Here is a 17,530-nt window from a genome sequence, read left to right as displayed (position 1 = left end):
TCACGGGCGTTCGTAGCCGGCCACGAGAGTGGCGCGGCCGATCGAGTGACTGAAGAGATTGAACCCGAGCAGGCCCGGGGAGGCGTCCAGCGGAACATCCAGCACGGGGACGTCGACCGCGTGGACCACCACGAAGTAGCGGTGCGGTCCGTGGCCCTGGGGCGGGGCCGCGCCGACGTAGCCCGCGAATCCGGCGTCGTTCCGCAGCTGGATGGCGCCCTCGGGCAGCAGCGCGCCGTCCGGTGACCCGGCTCCGGAGGGCAGGCTCGTGACATCCGCCGGGATGTTCAGCACGGCCCAGTGCCAGAATCCGCTGGCCGTCGGGGCGTCGGGGTCGAACACGGTGACGGCGTAGCTGCGGGTTCCCGCGGGCGCGCCTTCCCAGCTGAGCTGCGGCGAGACGTCCTCGCCGCCGGCCCCGAACACCCCACTCACCTGGGGCTGCGCGAACACCGCCCCGTTCTCCACATCGGTGCTGGTCACCTGGAACGCCGCGACGGCGGGAAGGGCTGCATAGGGATCGAAGGACATGGTCCGGCTCCTTTGTCAGTGTGTGGTCACCAGCCTACGACAGGCCTGCCCGTCGGGGACCCGGAGGCCTGGCCCTTACGCGGGCAGACTCACTGCCCGGCGAGTTCCTCCCGGCCCGGAGGGTTGGCGCCCGCGCGGGACACCGTGATGGCCGCGGCGCGGGCCGCGTACGCCAGGAAGGAGCGCAGTTCCTCGACGCTCAGGCGGCGCAGGCGCTCACGGTTGAGCGCGCCGTCGTACCCGGCGTCCACCACCCCGGACAGCAGGGCCGCCATGAAGGAATCGCCCGCCCCGACCGTGTCGGCGACGGTGACGCGCGGCGCCGGGACCTCGGTCTCGCCGGACGCGGCGACGCCCCACGGGCCGTCGGCGCCACGCGTCACCACGACGAACGCCGGGCCGTTCTCGCCGCCCAGGGCCAGCCAGCGGCGGGCCGACTCCTTCACGTCCACCCCGGGGTAGAGCCACTCGAGGTCCTCGTCGGAGGCCTTGACCACGTCGGCGAGCTGCACGAACCGCTCCACCTGCTCGCGGACGGCGTCCACGTCGGTGGTCAGGCTCGGCCGGCAGTTGGGGTCGAAGCTGATGGTCACGTTCGGATGGGCGAACTCGACGGCGGCCAGCACGTCTGCGGCGCCGGGCGCGAGGACGGTGGCGATGGAGCCCGTGTGAAGAAGGGTGCTGCCCTGCAGGACCACCGGAAGCCGGTCGGCGAGGCCCGGGAGCTCCCAGACGAGGTCGAACTCGTAGGTGGCCGCGCCGTCGTCGTCGAGGGTGGCCTTGGCGACGCTGGACGGCAGCGCGTCCGGCGGCAGGGGCACCATGACGGACGAGTCCCGCAGGTGCACGGCGATGGCGTCACCGAACTCGTCCTGCCCGTAGCGGCCGAGGAACTGGACCGGGTGATCCAGGCGCGCGAGGCCGACGGCCACGTTGAGGGGGCTGCCGCCCACATGCGCCGAGGTTCCGGACTTGCTGTGGACCACGTCCACGAGGGCTTCGCCAATGACTGTGAGCATGGGCCTCATCGTAACTAACACGTGCTATGCGCTGGAAGTGCCTGGCGGTCCCGGGCCGCTGCATGACGTGGGCGGCGCCCGGCGCCTAGTACGCTGGCGGCATGGCAAGCAATTGGGATCGTCTGGACGATGACCAGCGCGCGCTGGTCGCCGAGCACGTGGAGCTGTACCGCAAGGTGCGCCCGTCCCTGAAACTCGTCACCCAGAACGTCCTGCTGACCCTGCGCGGCATCCTGAAGGCCTCCGAGGTGACGCCGCTGTTCGTCACGGGCCGGACCAAGACGGTCGAATCGTTCCAGGAGAAGATCTCCCGTCTGGAAGCGCCCCTGGAACCGGGCGGCCAGCCGGTGCTCAAGTTCCCGGACCCCTTCCGCACCCTCAATGACATGGTCGGCATCCGCGTCATCACCAAACTTCCGGCTGACAACGCCACGGTCGCCAACGTCATCAAGAAGCAGCGCCAGCTCTTCGACTGCCGCGGCGACCGCGAGAAGGACATCGGGTCGATCGAATCCGGCACCTACGGCTATTCCAGCCGTCACCTCATCCTGCGCACCATTCAGAACGAGGTGGTCCGGGAGTATCAGCAGATCTTCAACCCGGACATCCCGCCGAACGGCAGCTACTTCTTCGAGTGCCAGATCCGCACGGTGTTCGCGCACGCCTGGAGCGAGATCGAGCACGACATCCGCTTCAAGACCGACGACCCACGCGCGTGGACCCCGCAGTTCGACCGCCAGTTCACCGCGACGGCGGCCATGCTGGAGACCGTGGAAGGCGCCTTCGCGGACCTTCAGGAGAGCTACCAGGAAGTCCGGAGCTACTGGGACGAGGAAGGCAACGGGTCCATCCCGCTCACCCCGGACCAGGTCCGGCGCGTCTGGCAAACCCTGCTCCCGCACGTGGACCGCAAGGTCGACGATGACTGGGGCTGGGCCGCCGAACTCTTGGCCGCCCACGGGCTGACGCGCACCATCGAGATGGCGGACCTGCTGAGCGCCGAACGGATCCGCCAGGTCCGCGACGCCCTGGACCACCGCTACTCCCCCGGCCCCGATCGCCTCCTGGACGACCTCCTGCTCTGGAAGTACGGCCAGGAACACGTCGAGCTCACCGGTGAGGCCCCCGACGTCACGCCGCATCCGCGCCGCGATTCGCTGGGCCGACGGCTCAAGCAGATCGAGCGCTACCGGACCGTGCACCCCGAGGTCTGAGCTCCACGCGGCCCGCGTCCCGGCCGCACCCTCCCGGATCGTTCGCGCCCCGCACGGTGCTGTGCGCGGACCGTCAAAGCCGCCGCCCCCGTCCCCGGAACAGAATGGGAGCACGCCGCGTGGCGGCATGGAAGCGACGCAAGGAGGCCGATGATGTCCCAGTCCCCACCCACCCGTGCCCACCGGGCCCCGGCCCCTCGCGGGAGGGGCTGAGATGAGCAGCGCGATCGTCGTGGGCGGCGGCTCGGCAGGCGCCGTCGTCGCCCGCAGACTGCACGACGCCGGCGTCGTCACCACCTTGCTGGAGGCCGGCGGGGAGGACCTCAACCCGGCGATCCACGACCCGTCCCGCGCCGGGGAGCTCTGGCACGGCCCGGAGGACTGGGACCGGCACACGGTGCCGCAGGAGCACGCGGCCGGTCGCCGGCTGCACCTCCCGCGGGGCAAGGTGCTCGGCGGTTCGCACGCCCTGAACGCCATGATCTGGGTGCGCTGCGCCCCGAGCGACTACGACGGCTGGGAGGCCGCGGGGTGCACCGGCTGGGGCTGGGACACGGTCCGCCCGGTCTACGAGGCGATCGAGAACGACCTCCTGCCCGTCACCGACGACTACCCGCTCACGCCCATCCAGGAGAGCATCCTCGCCGCCTACGGCCAGGAGGGCGTGCCCCGGAATCCGGATTACAACGCGGGCGCCCTCGACGGCGCGTCGCAGGAGCAGATCACCGCGCGCGACGGCCGCCGGGTCAACACCTGGATGGCGTACCTCAAGCCGGTGCGCGACGCCGTCGAGATCCGCACGGGAGCCCACGTCCACTCGGTCATCCTCGAGGACGGACGCGCGGTCGGCGTGAGATACCGGGACGCCGACGGCGAGCACGAACTGCGTGCCGACACGGTCGTGCTCGCGGCCGGCGCCCTCGAGTCCCCCGCCATCCTGCTCCGGTCCGGCATCGGCCCGGCGGAGGAGCTGGGCGCGCTGGGCATCGACGTCGCGGTGGATTCGCCGCAGGTCGGCCGCAACCTCCACGACCACCTGCTCTCGCCGGTCATCTTCACGACGACGGCCCGCGCTGTCGAGCCGCCACAGCCGGGCGTCTCGGTCACCCAGACCCATGCCTTCTGGCGGAGCCTGCCGGACCTGCCGGAGCCGGACACGCAGCCGATCCACTTCTCCGTGCCGATGTTCTCGGACGAACTCCCCGCGACGGCCGAGCACGGGTTCTCGCTCATGGCCGGCATCGTCCGCCCCCGCAGCCGGGGTGCCCTGCGCATCACGGGGCCGGAATTGGATGACCCGCTGGAGATCGATCTCGGCGCCTTGCAGGACCCGGAGGATGTGCGGTCCCTGGCAGCCTCGGTCCGGCAGATGCGCAGGGTCGGGCGACAGGCGGCCCTCGCCGAGGAGTGGGGCTCCGTCGAGCTGTATCCGGGCCCGGACGTGGCCGATGAGGACGTGGAGGATTACGTGCGCCGCACCGCCATCACGTATCACCACCAGGTGGGGACGTGCCGGATGGGATCGGACGCCGAGGCCGTGGTGGACGCCCGGCTCCGGGTGCGCGGCGTGAGCGGACTGCGCGTCATCGACGCCTCGGTCATGCCGACCATCACCACCGGGAACACCAATGCGCCGGCCGTCATGATCGGCGAGCGCGGCGCGGCCCTGCTGCTGGAAGACCTCCGGGAAGCGCAGCTGCAAGGCTGAGGCCGCCGCACGATAGGAAGGGCCGGGGATCCGCGATCCCCGGCCCTTCCCTCGTCCGGCCCGGCCGGCGCGCTGCAGCGTCTGAGGGTCAGTGCACTGGCCTCAGTGCACTGGCCGACTCACTACACCGGCCTCCTCAGTACACGCGGCGCCCGGCGAACCAGGTCTCCTGGACCTGCGTGTCGATGATCCGTTCCGGGTCACCCACCACGAAGTCCGGGTCGAGGATGACGAAATCCGCGGACTTCCCCGCTTCGAGGGACCCTGTCTCGTCCCCCAGGCCCATCGCCCGGGCCGCGTTGAGCGTGAACACCTCGAGCGCCTCCTCCGGCCCGATCGCCTGCTCCGGCCACAGCACTCCCGGGGCGCGGCCGAGCGGATCGGCACGGGTCACCAGGCCCTGAATGCCCTCCAGCGGGTTGGGCGACTCACTGACCGGCCAGTCCGAGCCGCCCGCCACGAGCGCACCCGTGTCCAGCAGCGTCCTATTGGGCTGGGAGTGCTCGGCGCGTTCCCCGAGCACCTCCGACAGCGCCATCGGGATGACCCCCGGGAACCACAGGAACGGCGAGATGTCCGCGGAGACGCCCAGGGCCGCGAGGCGCGGCATGTCGGAGGCGGCGAGGAACTGGCCGTGGGCGATCTGGAGCGGCAGGTCGACTCCCTCGGCGCGGAGCCGCTCGGCGGCGTCCAGCACGAGCCGGGCGGAGCCGTCCCCCGTGCAGTGGATCTTCGCTCCGAGACCCCGGCCGGCGACGTCGCGCAGCCAGCCGTGCAGCTCCTCCGCCGTCATGGTCGTGGAACCGTGGAAGTGCGCGCCGTGGGCGGCATCCGGCACGTAGGGCTCCAGGAACGCGGCCGTACGGGCCGGAGGCACGCCGTCCAGGAAGATCTTCACGAAGTCCGGGCGGTGGTGCCCGGTGCGGAACTCTTCGCCACGCTCGATCAGTTCCACCCCCACCGGGTCGAATCCGAAGATGGGGTCGTTGATCAGGAGGGAACTCACCGCCCACGCGTTGAGCTCCCCCGCACGGTCCAGGTCCGCGAGGGCCTCGAGGATCTGCAGGGAGGCGCCGGCGTCCTGGAACGCGGTGACGCCGTAGGAGTTCAGCAGCTCGACGCCACGGCGGGAGGCGGCCTGGTGCTGTTCAGCGCTCAGTCCCCCGGCGCCGTCGTACGCCTCCTGCACCGGGATCCCGGCGGCTTCCAGCAGCACTCCGGAGGGTGTGCCGTCCACCGGGTCGAGCAGTGTCTCGCCCTCCGCGGGGATCGTCTCCGCGGTGATCCCGGCGAGTTCGAGCGCGCGGCTGCTGGCCCAGCGGTTGTGCCGGGAGTCCTCCGCGAGCATCACGGGACGGCCACCTGCGGCCTCATCGAGACGGCGCCGGGTGGCGGTGGTCGCGAGCGAGGTGAGCAGCGTCGAGGCGATCACACCGCCCACGATCCACGCGTCCTCCGGCAGTCCGGCCGCCTTCTCGCGGACGCGGTCGAGGATCTCCTCCAGGCCCAGCGAGGGCTCCAGAACCAGCTCGAACAGTTCGGCGCGCCCCGCGAGCGCGTGGTGGTTGTGCACATCGACGAAGCCGGGGTAGACCACCGAGTTCCCGAGCTCCCGCACCTCCGCGTCGGGCCCGGCGGCGGCCAGCACCTCCTCGGGCGTGCCGACGGCGGCGATCCGTCCGTCCCGGACGGCGAGCGCCCCGGCGAGCGGCCGGGAGCGGTCCGCGGTCCGGATGGTCCCGAGCAGGACGAGATCTGCGGTCATGAGGAGCCTCCAGAGGTGAGGTGGGGTGCTTCAGCCGAGGTACGCACGGTGCAGCACCTCGGGTTCGTTCTTGAGGCGGGCCGCGGGCCCGCTGTAGCTGACGGCACCGCCCGCGACGACGACGGCCTGTTCCGCGAGCCCCAGGGCCAGCTCGGTGAACTGCTCCACGAGCACCACCCCGACCCCGGTCTCGGCGATCTTCGCCACGATCGGGAAGAGCCGGGTGAACACCACGGGCGCGAGGCCGAGGGACATCTCGTCGATGAGCAGGAAGGACGGTTTCGCGGCGAAGGCCCGCGCGAGCACCACCATCTGCTGTTCGCCACCGGAGAGGAGGCCGCTCGGGGAGTCGATCCGCTTCTCCAGCTCGGGGAAGTTCTCGAGCGCCTCCGCGAGGGCCTGCGGGGTGCGGGCCGTCAGGGACAGGTTCTCCCGCACGGTGAGCGAGGGGAAGACCGCGCGGCCCTGTTCGATGTGCACGATCCCCTGACGTGCCCGCTGCACCCGGGAGAGCTTGTCGATCCGCCGGCCTCCGAGATTGATGGACCCGGCGGAGTTCGCGACCACGCCGGAGATGGATTCGATCAGGCTCGTCTTCCCCGCGCCGTTCGGGCCCACCAGGGCGAGCACCTCACCGGCTTTCACGGTGAAACTGACCCCGGAGATCACGGGGCCGGCGCCGCGGCTGACCGCGACGCCGTCGAGGGTGAGGGTGGTCATGCGATCATCTCCGTCGTGCCGAGGTAAGCGGCGAGCACGGCGGGGTCCGCCATGACCTCGGCCTGCCGGCCGGAGGCGATGACCTTGCCGAAGTCCAGCACCGTGAGCCAGGGGCAGACGGAGCGGACCAGGTCGAGGTCGTGCTCGATGATGATGAGGGCCACGCCGAACCGTTCCGGGATGGCCTTGAGGCGTTCCGCGAGGGCCAGGTGCTCCTCGTGGGAGAGGCCGGCGGCGGGTTCGTCGAGGATCAGGACCTGCGGCCGGGCGAGGACCGCGGCCGCGACTTCGACGATACGGCGCGTGCCGACGTCGACGCCGGAGAGCCGCTCCGTCGCCGGTGGGCAGCCGAAGAACGCGAGCGTCACGTCGATCTCCTCCCGGCTGAGCCTCGCCCGGGCCACGAACCGCAGGTACGCCTCGACCGTGAGCTCGGGCGGCACCCGGTCCTGCTGGTAGCTGCGCCGCAGGCCGCGGCGCGCCCGTTCGGTCGGGGTCAGGCCCGCCAGATCGGCGCCGTCCAGAAGCACCGTGCCGCCGTGCCGGGGCAGGAAGCCGCTGAGGGCGTCCACGAAGGTGGACTTGCCCGCGCCGTTCGGCCCGATCAGCCCCATGATGCCCTTCTCCGGCAGGCTGAAGGACACCCCGTCCAGCGCCTTGAGCTCGCCGAACCGCACGCTCAGGCCCTCCACCACGAGGACGGGTTTGCGGGGATCCTCCCCGGCGTCGGCAGGGAGTGCGGGGGCGGCAGGCGCAGCCTCCTCCTCAGGACCGGTGCCTGCGAGCTGCGGCACGGCATGCTCCGGTGCCGCGCGACGACGGCGCCGCAGGACGCCGCGGATGGCGTCACCGAGGGTGGAGCCGCTGGTCAGCGCCTGGATGCCGAGCAGGCCGAAGATCACGAAACCCCAGTCCTGCGGGACGCCCCAGCGTTTGAGCAGCTCCGGCACGGCCACCCACATGATCCCGCCGAAGATCGCCATGTCGATGAGGTGTGCCCCGGACATGACCGCCAGGATGTACAGGGCCAGGGACAGCAGAGGTGTGAAACTCGAGGCGAAAGGCAGCTGCACCTGGCCGGCCAGGAGCCCGCCCGAGATCCCCCCGAGGGCCGCGCTCACGGCGAACGCCGTCAGCTTCGCCGTGCGGACGCTCTGGCCCGCGGACGCCGTGCCACGCTCGGAGAACGCCACCGACTTCCAGCTCGAGCCGATCCGGCTGCGCTGCAGGAAGAAGACGCCGAGAGCGCAGAGCGTCAGCACGATCACGCTGAAGAAGAAGTACTTCCGGTCCGTGGCGAAGAGTTCGGGCCGCGCCACGGCCACTCCGTCAGCGGATCCCGGGAACTGCAGCTGCACCAGGGTGACGTCCGCGGCCGCGGCGAACCCCAGAGTCACGACCGCGAGGTTCACCCCGCGCAGACGCAGCGCCGGGAGCCCGACCAGGACACCGGCCACACCCGCGGCGAGCCCCCCGGCCAGGAGCCAGACGGTGAAGCCGCCAGGAGCGTTGATCAGGTTCAGGCCCGCGACCACCCACGCGCCGATCGCGGCGAAGGTCATCTGGCACAGCGCGATCATGCCGGCCGAGCCGGTGACCACGCCCAGACCGAGGATCGCGATCGCCGCGGTGATCGCGGAAACCCCGAGGAACACGAAGTAGCCGGACAGGGCGGTGCTGAGCACCGAGCCGAGGCCGATCGCCACGGCGGCGACCAGCACGGGCCAGCCCAGGCGGAACCAGGGCCGGGAGGAGAACGTTTCAGCGCGCCGCATCCCACACCTCCTTGCGCTGCGTCCACAGCAGCAGAATCACGATGAGCAGGAACGGCAGGAAGTTGCGGATGAAGGCCACCCCGTCGATCTGGGCGACCAGGCCGGAGAGCATCCCCAGCACCAGACCGCCCACCACCGCAAGGCTGAGGCGGCGGAAACCGCCCAGGAGGGCGGCCGCGGCGGCCGGCACGATCAGCATCGCGAGGCTCGTCGCGTCGTTCGCCTGGGAGGGCGCCACCAGGATGATCGCGAAGGAGCTCACGACGCCGGTGACGAACCAGACCGCGATCGACAGGGGACGCGAGCGGATGCCCAGGAGCTCCGCCGTCGTCGGCCGCTCACTGAGCGCCCGCAGCCGCGTCCCGACGCTCGTGTGCGTGAGGAGCCAGTGCACCGCGCCCGCGACAGCGACCGCCATGACGACCATGACCACGGCCACCCAGCTGATCGCGACCCCGCCGACCACGAGCGCCGGCCCGGGCACCAGCGGCGCGAAGGGCTGGGGCTTGTTGCCGAAGAGGATGAACGACAGGGAGACCAGGAGCAGGAGCGGTCCGACCGTCATGGCGGACCGGTTGGTCGTGCTCGCCTCGGACAGCCAGGTGGCGGCGATCCAGCCGATCGCCGCGGCCAGCAGGCCCCCGATCAGCACCCCGATCACCGACCCCAGCCACACCGGCAGTCCGCCCCGGGTGACGAGCCACACCGCGCAGAATCCGCCGAACATCCCGGTGGCCGTCTGGGCGAAGTTCACCACCCGGACCAGCCGGGACATGAGGGTCAGACAGACCCCCAGCACCGCGTAGAGTCCTCCGGCGGCGAGGCCGGAGAGTGCGCCTTCAAGCATGCGGGGACCTCAGCTCTTCGGAAGGCGCAACCAGTCGGTGGCCGCCTTCTCCCAGCGATGCGTGCCGGACTTGAGCACGATGGGCCAGCCGGCCGCGGGGACCTGCCCGAACTTGTACGGGTCGCCGATCATCGGATTGGACATCGGAGCGGCGTCGCGGAGGGCCTTCGCCACCGACTCGCGGGTGACGTCCCCCTTGATGGTCTTGAGAGCCTCGATGAAGTGCTTCGCCGCGAGAAAACCGCCCTGGCTGAAGGACGTCAGCGGGATGTTGTTCTTCGTCATGAGATCGCGCCATTCCTTGGTGATGTCGCTCTGCTCCGTGAAGGGGTAGAACTCGGCGGGGACGTAGATCCCGGCGCCGGCGTTGTCCACGGCCTTGGCGAAGTTCTCGCTGTAGGTGCTGGTCAGGAACAGCCAGGTGACGTCGTTCCAGCCCTGGGCGTTCGCGGCCTTGACCTGCGCGATCGCGTCCGGCTCCACGCCGTTGACAGCGAGCGCCTTGCAGCCCTGCTGGCGTGCCTTGACGATGTACGGCGTGTAGTCCGCGGCGCCGTACGGCACGGTGTCGTCGACGTACTTGGGCTTCTTCCCGGTGGCCGCGGTCCACTTGTCGATGGCGGCCTGGTAGCTGGGCCGCGTGGATCCCGCGATCTCGAGCAGGATGCAGATGTCGTTCAGCTTCTTGACCTCGGACCCGTAGGTCAGGGTGAGGGTCATGTCGTTGTACGGGCCGACGTTGGCCGGGGAGATGCTCTTGTTGTTGAAGCAGCCCGTGTCCACGCCGATGCCGGGCACGGACACGATGCCCTGCTGCTCGTAGTACTTGGCGTTGAGATCGCATTCGAGCAGACTGGCGGAGCCGACCATGGCGACCGCCTCGTCGGACCCGACGAGCTCGCGCGCCGCGGCGGTGGCGCCGGCCGGGTCGCCCTTGTCGTCGAGCGCCTTGTAATCGATCTTCTTCCCGTTCAGGCCGCCCGCGTCATTGAAGGCGTCGAAGACGGCCTTCGCCGCGAGCGAGGATTCGGGGAAGGTCGCCGCGCCGGACTTGGTGTTGACGGAGCCGACGACGATCGAGCCGCCACCGCCTCCCCCGTCCGCGCCGGAACACCCCGAGAGGACGAGCGCCGCGGCGGCGAGGGCGGCAAGCGAGCCCAGTGCTGTTTTCTTCATGGTGTTCCTCCTGCTTGTCCGCCGCGCCATCGCGGCGGTCCGTGGGCTCTCGCCCGGGGTGGTGGTGTCCGGACCTGGGCCGGACGGTCGGGTGGGGGCGGCTCCGGGCCGCGACGTCGGGTCAGACCGGCTGTTCATCGGGATACGACACCGACCCCAGCGGATAGATGTGGCCCCCGGCCCGCGAATGCTCGGACTCTCCCGCCCCGTTGAGCCCGAGGAAGATCCCCGTGGTCCGGAGCTGGTAGCCGAGATCGTGCAGCCAGACGCTCGCCACCGCGATCCGGAACTCGCGGAAGCAGAAGAGGTACAGGCCGTCGTCGAACTTCCAGACCGTGGAGAGGTCCATGTCCCCGTGACCGCGCTGCACGCCCTGAAGACACTGCCAGGCGTAGCGCCGGCTGGAGATGTAGACGTGTTCATAGAGGTGTTCCGGGCTGTAGCGGTAGATGTTTCGCTTGCCGATCAGGTCTCGGCTCGGGCCGGGCGCCTCGCCCGTCGCCTCCCCGCCGCCGACGACGCCGGCCCAGAAGTCCTGCTGCACCTGCGGCGTGCCGTCGACCGCCTCCGCCGCGATCCGCGAGCGCACCGCGGTGGCCCGGCGGGTGGTGGCCGAGTAGACGAGGGTGAGCGACTCCCGCTCCCGGCTTTCGAGCGGCAGATTGACGAAGAAGACATCCTCCCGCACGGCGACCGCGTCGTAGGGATCGGTGGCGCCGTTCTCCTGGATCCGCCCCTCCGCCCGCCAGCTGACCTGGTGCTCCCCGAAGGTGAGCAGGAGGTTCGTGCCGTCCTCGAGGGTGATGTCCAGGACCGTGCCGGTCAGGTTTGCGGACGGCAGCCGGTAGCTGTCGATGCCCGCGGCGAATTCGTCGTACGTCCGCCAGTCGTCGGAGTCGGTCTCGGTCGTTGTGGTCACAGTGTTCCTCCCGGTCCTCAGCCCGTCCGCGCGGTGCTCCCGCGCGGGGTCTTCGGTGTTATCCACGTCACTTCATGGTTGATCCGGGGGCGGGCCCCAACAAGAACGGGCCCTTCGTTCGGGCACCGAGAGTCAACCGGCGTACCGCGGAGGGCAAGTCGCGTCCGGTTCCGCGGGCGCCGGCGGGCACCAGGCGCCGAGGATGTGCGACGCCGGGCGCCGGCCGCGCTTTGGCTCCCACCCGCCGTCGTGCCAGCATGAGGGCATGCCCACGGACAGCACTTCACTGGAGAATCCCGCCCTGGCCGCCGAAGCTAAGGTGGCCCGCCTGGCGGTGACGGTGTTCCCGCTCCTGGTCCTCGCGGCAGGCATCGCGGGCTTCGTGGCGCCCGCAGCCTTCACCCCCCTGACCCCGTCCGTGCCGTATCTGCTGGGCGTCATCATGTTCTGCATGGGCCTGACGCTCACGCCCCCGGATTTCGCCTCCGTGGCCCGGCGCCCCTGGGCGGTCCTGCTCGGGATCGTGGCGCACTACGTGATCATGCCGGGCGCGGGGTGGGCCATCGCCGTGCTGCTGCAGCTGCCGCCCGAGCTGGCCGTGGGCGTCATCCTGGTGGGCTGCGCGCCGTCGGGCACCGCGTCGAACGTCATGGCGTTCCTCGCGAAGGGCGATGTCGCGCTGTCCGTGGCGGTCGCCTCGGTCTCGACCCTGATCGCGCCCCTCGTCACCCCGGCCCTGACGCTCCTCCTGGCCGGCTCCTTCCTCCACATCGACGCCGGCGGCATGGTCCTGGACATCCTCAAGACGGTGCTGCTTCCGGTGGTCGCGGGTCTGCTCGCGCGGCTCTTCCTCCGGAAGGCCGTCGCCCGGGTGCTGCCGGTCCTGCCCTGGGCGTCGGCCGTGGTCATCTCGCTGATCGTCGCCGTGGTCGTGGCCGGAAGCGCGTCCAAGCTCGTGGCGGCCGGCGGGATCGTGTTCCTGGCCGTGGTGCTGCACAACGGCTTCGGCCTGGGCCTGGGCTACCTGGCCGGGAAGATCGGCCGGCTCGACGGGCGGGCCCGGCGCGCCCTGGCGTTCGAGGTGGGCATGCAGAACTCGGGGCTGGCGGCCACCCTGGCGAACGCGCACTTCAGTCCGCTCGCGGCCCTCCCCTCGGCCGTGTTCTCGGTATGGCACAACATCTCCGGCGCGGTCGTGGCGGCCTGGCTGGCGCGGAAACCGCTCAACGACTGACGGGCCCCGGCGGCTCCGCCCTGCCCCATCCGTGCCCCTCGCTCACCCCACCCCACGCTGAACTCGCTATCCCCCGTCCGACCTCGCGACCAAGGACAGCGAGATCGGCCCCGGAATAGCGAGTTCAGCTCGGCGCAGTGAGTTCCCCCGTCGGACGGCGGGGAACCATAGCACCATTCATCAGCGATACTTGAAACATTGAGCGACGAGCATCAGCGCTCCTGTTGCTCAAACCGCCTCCACGCGGCCCTTCCTTGAGGATCCTTAACCGCTGTGGCGAAGGTCTCAGGCCGCCGCGCACCCGGTGTTAGCTTGATCACCAACATGGTCGCAGGGGAACGATCAACCCCTACCCTGAAACCGCAACCCTTGCAGAATCCGGTCCTGACCGGCGGCCTCCGCGCGCCCGTTTCACCGCTGCACCACCCCCTGGAGGATCCATGAGCGCTGTCCCGCTCCACGAATCCGGCGTGAAGGAATCGACGCCCGAACCACCTCAGCAAGGGCTCCGGCGGTCCATGGACACCCGGCACCTGGTGATGATCGGACTCGGCGGAGTGATCGGCTCCGGCCTCTTCGTCAGCTCCGGCTACACGATCTCCCAGGCCGGCCCGCTCGGCGCCGTGATCGCGTACCTGATCGGCGCCGTCGTCGTGTATCTCGTGATGGCCTGTCTGAGCGAGCTGGCCATCGCGTACCCGGTCTCCGGCGCCTTCCACATCTACGCCGCCCGCACCATGGGCCCCGCCACCGGCTTCACCACCGCATGGCTGTACTGGCTGACCTGGGCCGTCGCCATCGGCTCCGAGTTCACGGCGGCCGGCGTCATGATGCAGCGCTGGTTCCCGGACGTGCCGGTCTGGATCTTCTGCCTGATCTTCGCCGCCGTGCTGTTCACCATGAACGCCATCTCCTCCCGCGTGTTCGGTGAGAGCGAGTTCTGGTTCGCCATGATCAAGGTCGCCGCCGTCGTCGGCCTGATCATCCTGGGCGGCGCCGCGCTGATCGGCTTCCACCCGGCCGCGCAGGGCCACTACCCGCACCTCTTCGAGAACTTCAACACCCCGGGCGGCCTGTTCCCGAACGGCTTCACCGGTGTGATGGTCACCGTGCTCGCCGTGCTCTTCGCGTTCTCCGGCTCCGAGCTGATCGGCGTCGCCGCCGGTGAGACCGCCGACCCCGTCCGCAGCGTGCCCCGCGCCATGCGCACCACGGTGCTCCGTCTGGTCATCTTCTTCATCGGCGCGATCACCGTCATCGCGGCCACCATCCCCTACGACAAGGCCGGCCTCGACGAGAGCCCCTTCGTCACGGTGTTCTCCGAGCTCGGCATCCCGTACGCCGCGGACATCATGAACTTCGTGGTCATCACCGCACTGCTCTCCGCCGGCAACAGCGGCCTGTACTCCTGCGCCCGCATGCTGTTCTCCCTGGCCGACGAGGGCCACGCCCCCAAGGCCTTCGCGAAGCTCACCAAGCGGGGCATCCCGATGATCGCGCTCCTCGTCAGCCTCGTGGGCGGTCTGGCGTCTCTGGTCAGCAGCATCGTCGCCCCGACCACGGTGTACCTGGTGCTCATCTCGATCGCCGCGTTCGCCACGGTGGCCGTGTGGATGTCCATCGCGGCGTCGCACTTCTTCCACCGCCGGGCCTTCGTCCGCAACGGCGGCGACGTGCGCACCCTGCCGTACCGGGCGCCGTTCTTCCCGCTCGTGCCGATCCTGGCCTTCACGGCCTGCTTCGCCTCGATGGTCGGCATCGCCTTCGACCCCACCCAGGTCGCAGCTCTCTACATCGGCGTCCCGTTCACGGTGGCCTGCTACGTGTTCTTCCACTTCCGCTACGGCAAGGGCCGCAAGAAGCGCGACGGCGAGCAGTCACCGGCCACCGAGACCGCGACGGACACCGAGCCGGAGCAGGTCCCCGCGGCCGTCTGACGCACACCGCCCCACCGCTTAAAGCGCCGAGTTCGGGGGTTCCTTCCGAAACCGTGGTCTGCAGGCCACGAAACCGGAAGGAACCCCCGAACTCGGCGTTTAACGAACAGGCAGCCGCGCGCTCAGCGCCCCTTGCGGCCCGACGACGGCGGCTTGCCGCGCCCGCGACCGGACCCTTTGCCGCCACCTGGCTTCCCCGGGGCCGGCTTCCCGCCCGATCGCCCCTTCTGGGCGCCGCTCTTGCCCTTGGACGCCCCGTGAGCTCCGGCCACGGCGCTGCGCGTCTTCCGGGCCTTCGCCGCCTGCGCCTGCTGCTCCTGGTTCACCGAGGGCTGGCGACCGGAATCGGCGCGGCGTCCACGGACGATCCCCACGAACTCCTGGATCCGGTCCGAATCCGCGTCCTGCCGCCACACGAGGACGATCTCACTCGGCGCGGTGTCATGCAGGCGCCGGGCCACGACGTCCGGATTGTTCAGGTGCCGTACCTCGGGCAGCGGCAGGACCAGAAGCCCGGCGCCGCTGGCCACGACCTCGAGCGCCATCTCCAGCCCGCCCAGCGCCTGCAGTCCCTCGAGGGAGTTGTCGAGAATCGTCTCGCCCTCCAGGTCCTCCAGGGCGAGCTCCTCGAAGGCAGTGATCTCGTGGCCCTTGGCGGCCACCACGGCCTGCTGCTCCTCGTAGAGCGGGATCGCGAAACGGCCCTCACGCAGCGTCGCGGCGGTCCCGGCGGGGACGCGGACGAAGGCGAGGTCCGCCTCACCGGCATCGAGCAGCGCCAGGGTGGCCGCGGCGTCGTCGTCCACCAGGCGGCGCTCCAGCGCGATCTGCGGCATCCGCTCTTCCCAGCGGCGGATCCATTTCCCCGGCGTGACGCCCGGGACGTACAGGAAGGTCAGGGAATCCACATCAGTCCTGGTGCAGGCGGATGAGGTTGCCGCAGGAGTCGTCCACGTCCACGTAGGTCCCGGACGGGTCCACGACGGGCTCACCGACCACGCGCAGTCCGGCGGCGGCGAGACGCGTGGCCTCGGCGGCGACGTCCTCGACGCCGAAGACGATCGCCGGCATCCCGGCTTCGTAGACGCGGGAGCGGTAGTCCTCGCCGATGGGGTTGTCACTCGGTTCGAGCAGCAGGCCCGGGCCGCCCGGAATGGAGGCGTCCTGGACGATGAAGAGATTGGCCTCGGGGATCGCCATCAGGGTGTCGAAACCGAACTTCTCGGTGTAGACGGCGTGGGCCGCGGCGGGGTCGGTCACATGGATACTGCACATCTTCACTCGCATGAGACCAGCCTAGGCGTCCTGCGTGCCGCGTCCAGCCCCACGGCCGGAGGGGAAGCCCACAGAACGGACCGGAATCCCCACCACCGGACACCGAAACGCGATAGCTTCGGACTGACATCACGCATTCCCCTGCACGGCACTCCCGAGAGGATCCCCATGAGCACCGCGTCCACCCCGGCCGTCCACGGCACCACCGCCCCCGGATTCGAGCGCACCCGGCAAGCGTTCGTGGAAGGGTTCGACGGCCGTCCGGACATGGGCGCGGCCCTGTCCGTTTACCGCGGCGGCGAGAAAGTGGTCGACCTCTGGGGCGGCGTGAAGGACGCCCGGGCGGCGGAGCCCTGGGGGGAGGACACCGCCGCGGTCATCTTCTCCTGCACCAAGGGGCTGGTGTCCGTGCTCGTGGCCCGACTGGTGGAACAGGGACTCGTCGATTACGACGCGCCTCTCGCCACCTACTGGCCGGAGTTCGGAGCCCGGGGCAAGGACCGGCTCACGGTGCGGGAGGCGCTCGGCCACCGCGGTGGGCTCGCGGCCGTCCGGGTGCCGCTCACGCGGGAGCAGGTGCTGGACTGGGACTTCATGACGGCCCTGCTGGCAGACCAGGAACCCCTCTGGAAGCCCGGCGCCGGATACGCCTACCACTCGATCACCCACGGCTGGCTGAGCGGCGAGCTGATCCGCCGGGTGACGGGCAAGACCGCGGGCGAACACTTCGCCGAGGTCTTCGGCCCCGTGCATCCTGAGGGCTGGCTCGGCCTGCCGGCCGGGGAGGAGCACCGCGTGGCTCACATCAGCCTGTCGGACGGTTACCTGCGAGGTGTCCAGGACCGCCTGTCCCTGCCCAACCCGTTCGCGGCCCACGGTCCGGAGCTGGGCGGCGCCCTGCCGGCGACCCTCGTGGGCGAGGACACCGGCGCCAACGACCCCCTGTTCCACCATCACGAATTCCCCGCCGCGGGCGGCATCACCACGGCCCGCGCCCTGGCCGCCTTCTGGTCGGCCACGGTGCACGACGACGGCGCGCGTCTCCTCGGCGACGCAGCGCTGGCCGATGCGCTCACGGTCGTGAGCGAGGGGCCGCTGGAGCTCGACATCCCCGGCCCCGGCGAGGACCGTTTCGCCGCGGGGTTCCAGCTGCCTGGCGTCGACCAGGACCTCCTCACCCCCGCGGGCTTCGGCCACTACGGCGCTGGCGGGCAGCTGGGCTTCGCCGACCCTGAGCATGGCATCGGCTTCGGCTACCTCAGCAACTGGATGGAGCCCGACGCCGGCCGCGCCACCGCCGTCGTCCGCGCCCTGCGCGAGGACCTCGCGAAGCTCTGAGCGCCGGCCCGCGGCAGCCGGCGGCAGCTGGCGGCACCCGCTGCACCCGCGTTAAGCGCCGACGCCGCACCG

Annotated in this window: 15 protein-coding genes; 5 read left to right on the top strand and 10 right to left on the bottom strand. The window is 70.6% G+C overall.

All coding sequences use genetic code 11. The features are described 5' to 3' along the window. Positions 1–531, bottom strand: a complete 531-nt coding sequence (locus P9849_RS00215) for a YbhB/YbcL family Raf kinase inhibitor-like protein (RefSeq protein WP_278267755.1) — start codon at positions 529–531, stop codon at positions 1–3. Positions 532–620: 89 nt separating this feature from the next. After that, positions 621–1,550 (bottom strand): carbohydrate kinase, encoded by a 930-nt coding sequence (locus tag P9849_RS00210; RefSeq protein WP_278267754.1) that lies wholly within the window; start codon positions 1,548–1,550, stop codon positions 621–623. Positions 1,551–1,651: 101 nt separating this feature from the next. On the opposite strand from P9849_RS00210, the gene P9849_RS00205 reads away from it, so the two are divergent. Continuing rightward, a complete protein-coding gene (locus P9849_RS00205) occupies positions 1,652–2,764 on the top strand; it encodes a RelA/SpoT domain-containing protein (protein ID WP_278267753.1) in 1,113 nt (370 codons plus the stop codon). A gap of 214 nt (positions 2,765–2,978) precedes the next feature. Continuing rightward, positions 2,979–4,472 (top strand): GMC family oxidoreductase, encoded by a 1,494-nt coding sequence (locus tag P9849_RS00200; RefSeq protein ID WP_278267752.1) that lies wholly within the window; start codon positions 2,979–2,981, stop codon positions 4,470–4,472. A 136-nt stretch (positions 4,473–4,608) separates the two neighbouring features. Here P9849_RS00200 and P9849_RS00195 read toward each other — a convergent pair whose 3' ends face one another. The 6 genes from P9849_RS00195 to P9849_RS00170 all read right to left on the bottom strand — a co-directional run bounded on the left by P9849_RS00195 (position 4,609) and on the right by P9849_RS00170 (position 11,674). Then, positions 4,609–6,237: an amidohydrolase gene (locus P9849_RS00195; RefSeq protein WP_278267751.1), complete on the bottom strand. Its 1,629-nt coding sequence runs from the start codon at positions 6,235–6,237 to the stop codon at positions 4,609–4,611. A gap of 30 nt (positions 6,238–6,267) precedes the next feature. Continuing rightward, positions 6,268–6,957 (bottom strand): ATP-binding cassette domain-containing protein, encoded by a 690-nt coding sequence (locus tag P9849_RS00190; RefSeq protein WP_278267750.1) that lies wholly within the window; start codon positions 6,955–6,957, stop codon positions 6,268–6,270. After that, positions 6,954–8,732, bottom strand: a complete 1,779-nt coding sequence (locus P9849_RS00185; RefSeq protein WP_278267749.1) for an ATP-binding cassette domain-containing protein — start codon at positions 8,730–8,732, stop codon at positions 6,954–6,956. The genes P9849_RS00190 and P9849_RS00185 overlap by 4 nt, the downstream gene beginning before the upstream one ends. Further along, positions 8,719–9,579, bottom strand: a complete 861-nt coding sequence (locus P9849_RS00180) for a branched-chain amino acid ABC transporter permease (RefSeq protein ID WP_278267748.1) — start codon at positions 9,577–9,579, stop codon at positions 8,719–8,721. The genes P9849_RS00185 and P9849_RS00180 overlap by 14 nt, the downstream gene beginning before the upstream one ends. A gap of 9 nt (positions 9,580–9,588) precedes the next feature. Next, positions 9,589–10,755, bottom strand: a complete 1,167-nt coding sequence (locus P9849_RS00175) for an ABC transporter substrate-binding protein (protein WP_278267747.1) — start codon at positions 10,753–10,755, stop codon at positions 9,589–9,591. 121 nt (positions 10,756–10,876) lie between these two features. Then, on the bottom strand, positions 10,877–11,674 hold the full coding sequence (locus tag P9849_RS00170; RefSeq protein ID WP_278267746.1) for a MoaF C-terminal domain-containing protein: 798 nt from the start codon (positions 11,672–11,674) through the stop codon (positions 10,877–10,879). Between the two features lie 265 nt (positions 11,675–11,939). Here P9849_RS00170 and P9849_RS00165 point away from each other — a divergent pair, with 265 nt between their 5' ends. Both P9849_RS00165 and P9849_RS00160 read left to right on the top strand, forming a co-directional pair. Continuing rightward, the gene (locus P9849_RS00165; RefSeq protein ID WP_278267745.1) at positions 11,940–12,908 is read left to right on the top strand and encodes a bile acid:sodium symporter family protein; all 969 of its coding nucleotides are present in this window, start codon (positions 11,940–11,942) and stop codon (positions 12,906–12,908) included. 440 nt (positions 12,909–13,348) lie between these two features. After that, positions 13,349–14,845 (top strand): amino acid permease, encoded by a 1,497-nt coding sequence (locus tag P9849_RS00160; RefSeq protein WP_278267744.1) that lies wholly within the window; start codon positions 13,349–13,351, stop codon positions 14,843–14,845. Positions 14,846–14,967: 122 nt separating this feature from the next. Here P9849_RS00160 and P9849_RS00155 read toward each other — a convergent pair whose 3' ends face one another. Both P9849_RS00155 and P9849_RS00150 read right to left on the bottom strand, forming a co-directional pair. Beyond that, on the bottom strand, positions 14,968–15,753 hold the full coding sequence (locus P9849_RS00155) for a LysR family transcriptional regulator substrate-binding protein (protein WP_278267743.1): 786 nt from the start codon (positions 15,751–15,753) through the stop codon (positions 14,968–14,970). Between the two features lies 1 nt (position 15,754). Further along, positions 15,755–16,132, bottom strand: a complete 378-nt coding sequence (locus tag P9849_RS00150) for a VOC family protein (RefSeq protein ID WP_278267742.1) — start codon at positions 16,130–16,132, stop codon at positions 15,755–15,757. Positions 16,133–16,288: 156 nt separating this feature from the next. Here P9849_RS00150 and P9849_RS00145 point away from each other — a divergent pair, with 156 nt between their 5' ends. Then, positions 16,289–17,458: a serine hydrolase domain-containing protein gene (locus tag P9849_RS00145; RefSeq protein WP_278267741.1), complete on the top strand. Its 1,170-nt coding sequence runs from the start codon at positions 16,289–16,291 to the stop codon at positions 17,456–17,458. Positions 17,459–17,530: the final 72 nt, after the last annotated feature.

The organism is Arthrobacter sp. Y-9 (genome assembly GCF_029690065.1).
In the GTDB taxonomy this organism is placed as follows: domain Bacteria; phylum Actinomycetota; class Actinomycetes; order Actinomycetales; family Micrococcaceae; genus Arthrobacter_E.
Note: the sequence above shows the minus strand (reverse complement) of the source record. Positions and strands in the feature narration are given on the sequence as shown.

What these genes read in the sequence shown, in the direction of transcription:
- P9849_RS00145 (WP_278267741.1), top strand. Translation starts at nt 16,289, where the DNA reads ATGAGCACCGCGTCCACCCCGGCCGTCCACGGCACCACCGCCCCCGGA.
- P9849_RS00185 (WP_278267749.1), bottom strand. Translation starts at nt 8,732, where the DNA reads ATGCGGCGCGCTGAAACGTTCTCCTCCCGGCCCTGGTTCCGCCTGGGC.
- P9849_RS00215 (WP_278267755.1), bottom strand. Translation starts at nt 531, where the DNA reads ATGTCCTTCGATCCCTATGCAGCCCTTCCCGCCGTCGCGGCGTTCCAG.
- P9849_RS00150 (WP_278267742.1), bottom strand. Translation starts at nt 16,132, where the DNA reads ATGCGAGTGAAGATGTGCAGTATCCATGTGACCGACCCCGCCGCGGCC.
- P9849_RS00160 (WP_278267744.1), top strand. Translation starts at nt 13,349, where the DNA reads ATGAGCGCTGTCCCGCTCCACGAATCCGGCGTGAAGGAATCGACGCCC.
- P9849_RS00200 (WP_278267752.1), top strand. Translation starts at nt 2,979, where the DNA reads ATGAGCAGCGCGATCGTCGTGGGCGGCGGCTCGGCAGGCGCCGTCGTC.
- P9849_RS00190 (WP_278267750.1), bottom strand. Translation starts at nt 6,957, where the DNA reads ATGACCACCCTCACCCTCGACGGCGTCGCGGTCAGCCGCGGCGCCGGC.
- P9849_RS00180 (WP_278267748.1), bottom strand. Translation starts at nt 9,579, where the DNA reads ATGCTTGAAGGCGCACTCTCCGGCCTCGCCGCCGGAGGACTCTACGCG.
- P9849_RS00205 (WP_278267753.1), top strand. Translation starts at nt 1,652, where the DNA reads ATGGCAAGCAATTGGGATCGTCTGGACGATGACCAGCGCGCGCTGGTC.
- P9849_RS00175 (WP_278267747.1), bottom strand. Translation starts at nt 10,755, where the DNA reads ATGAAGAAAACAGCACTGGGCTCGCTTGCCGCCCTCGCCGCCGCGGCG.
- P9849_RS00195 (WP_278267751.1), bottom strand. Translation starts at nt 6,237, where the DNA reads ATGACCGCAGATCTCGTCCTGCTCGGGACCATCCGGACCGCGGACCGC.
- P9849_RS00210 (WP_278267754.1), bottom strand. Translation starts at nt 1,550, where the DNA reads ATGCTCACAGTCATTGGCGAAGCCCTCGTGGACGTGGTCCACAGCAAG.
- P9849_RS00165 (WP_278267745.1), top strand. Translation starts at nt 11,940, where the DNA reads ATGCCCACGGACAGCACTTCACTGGAGAATCCCGCCCTGGCCGCCGAA.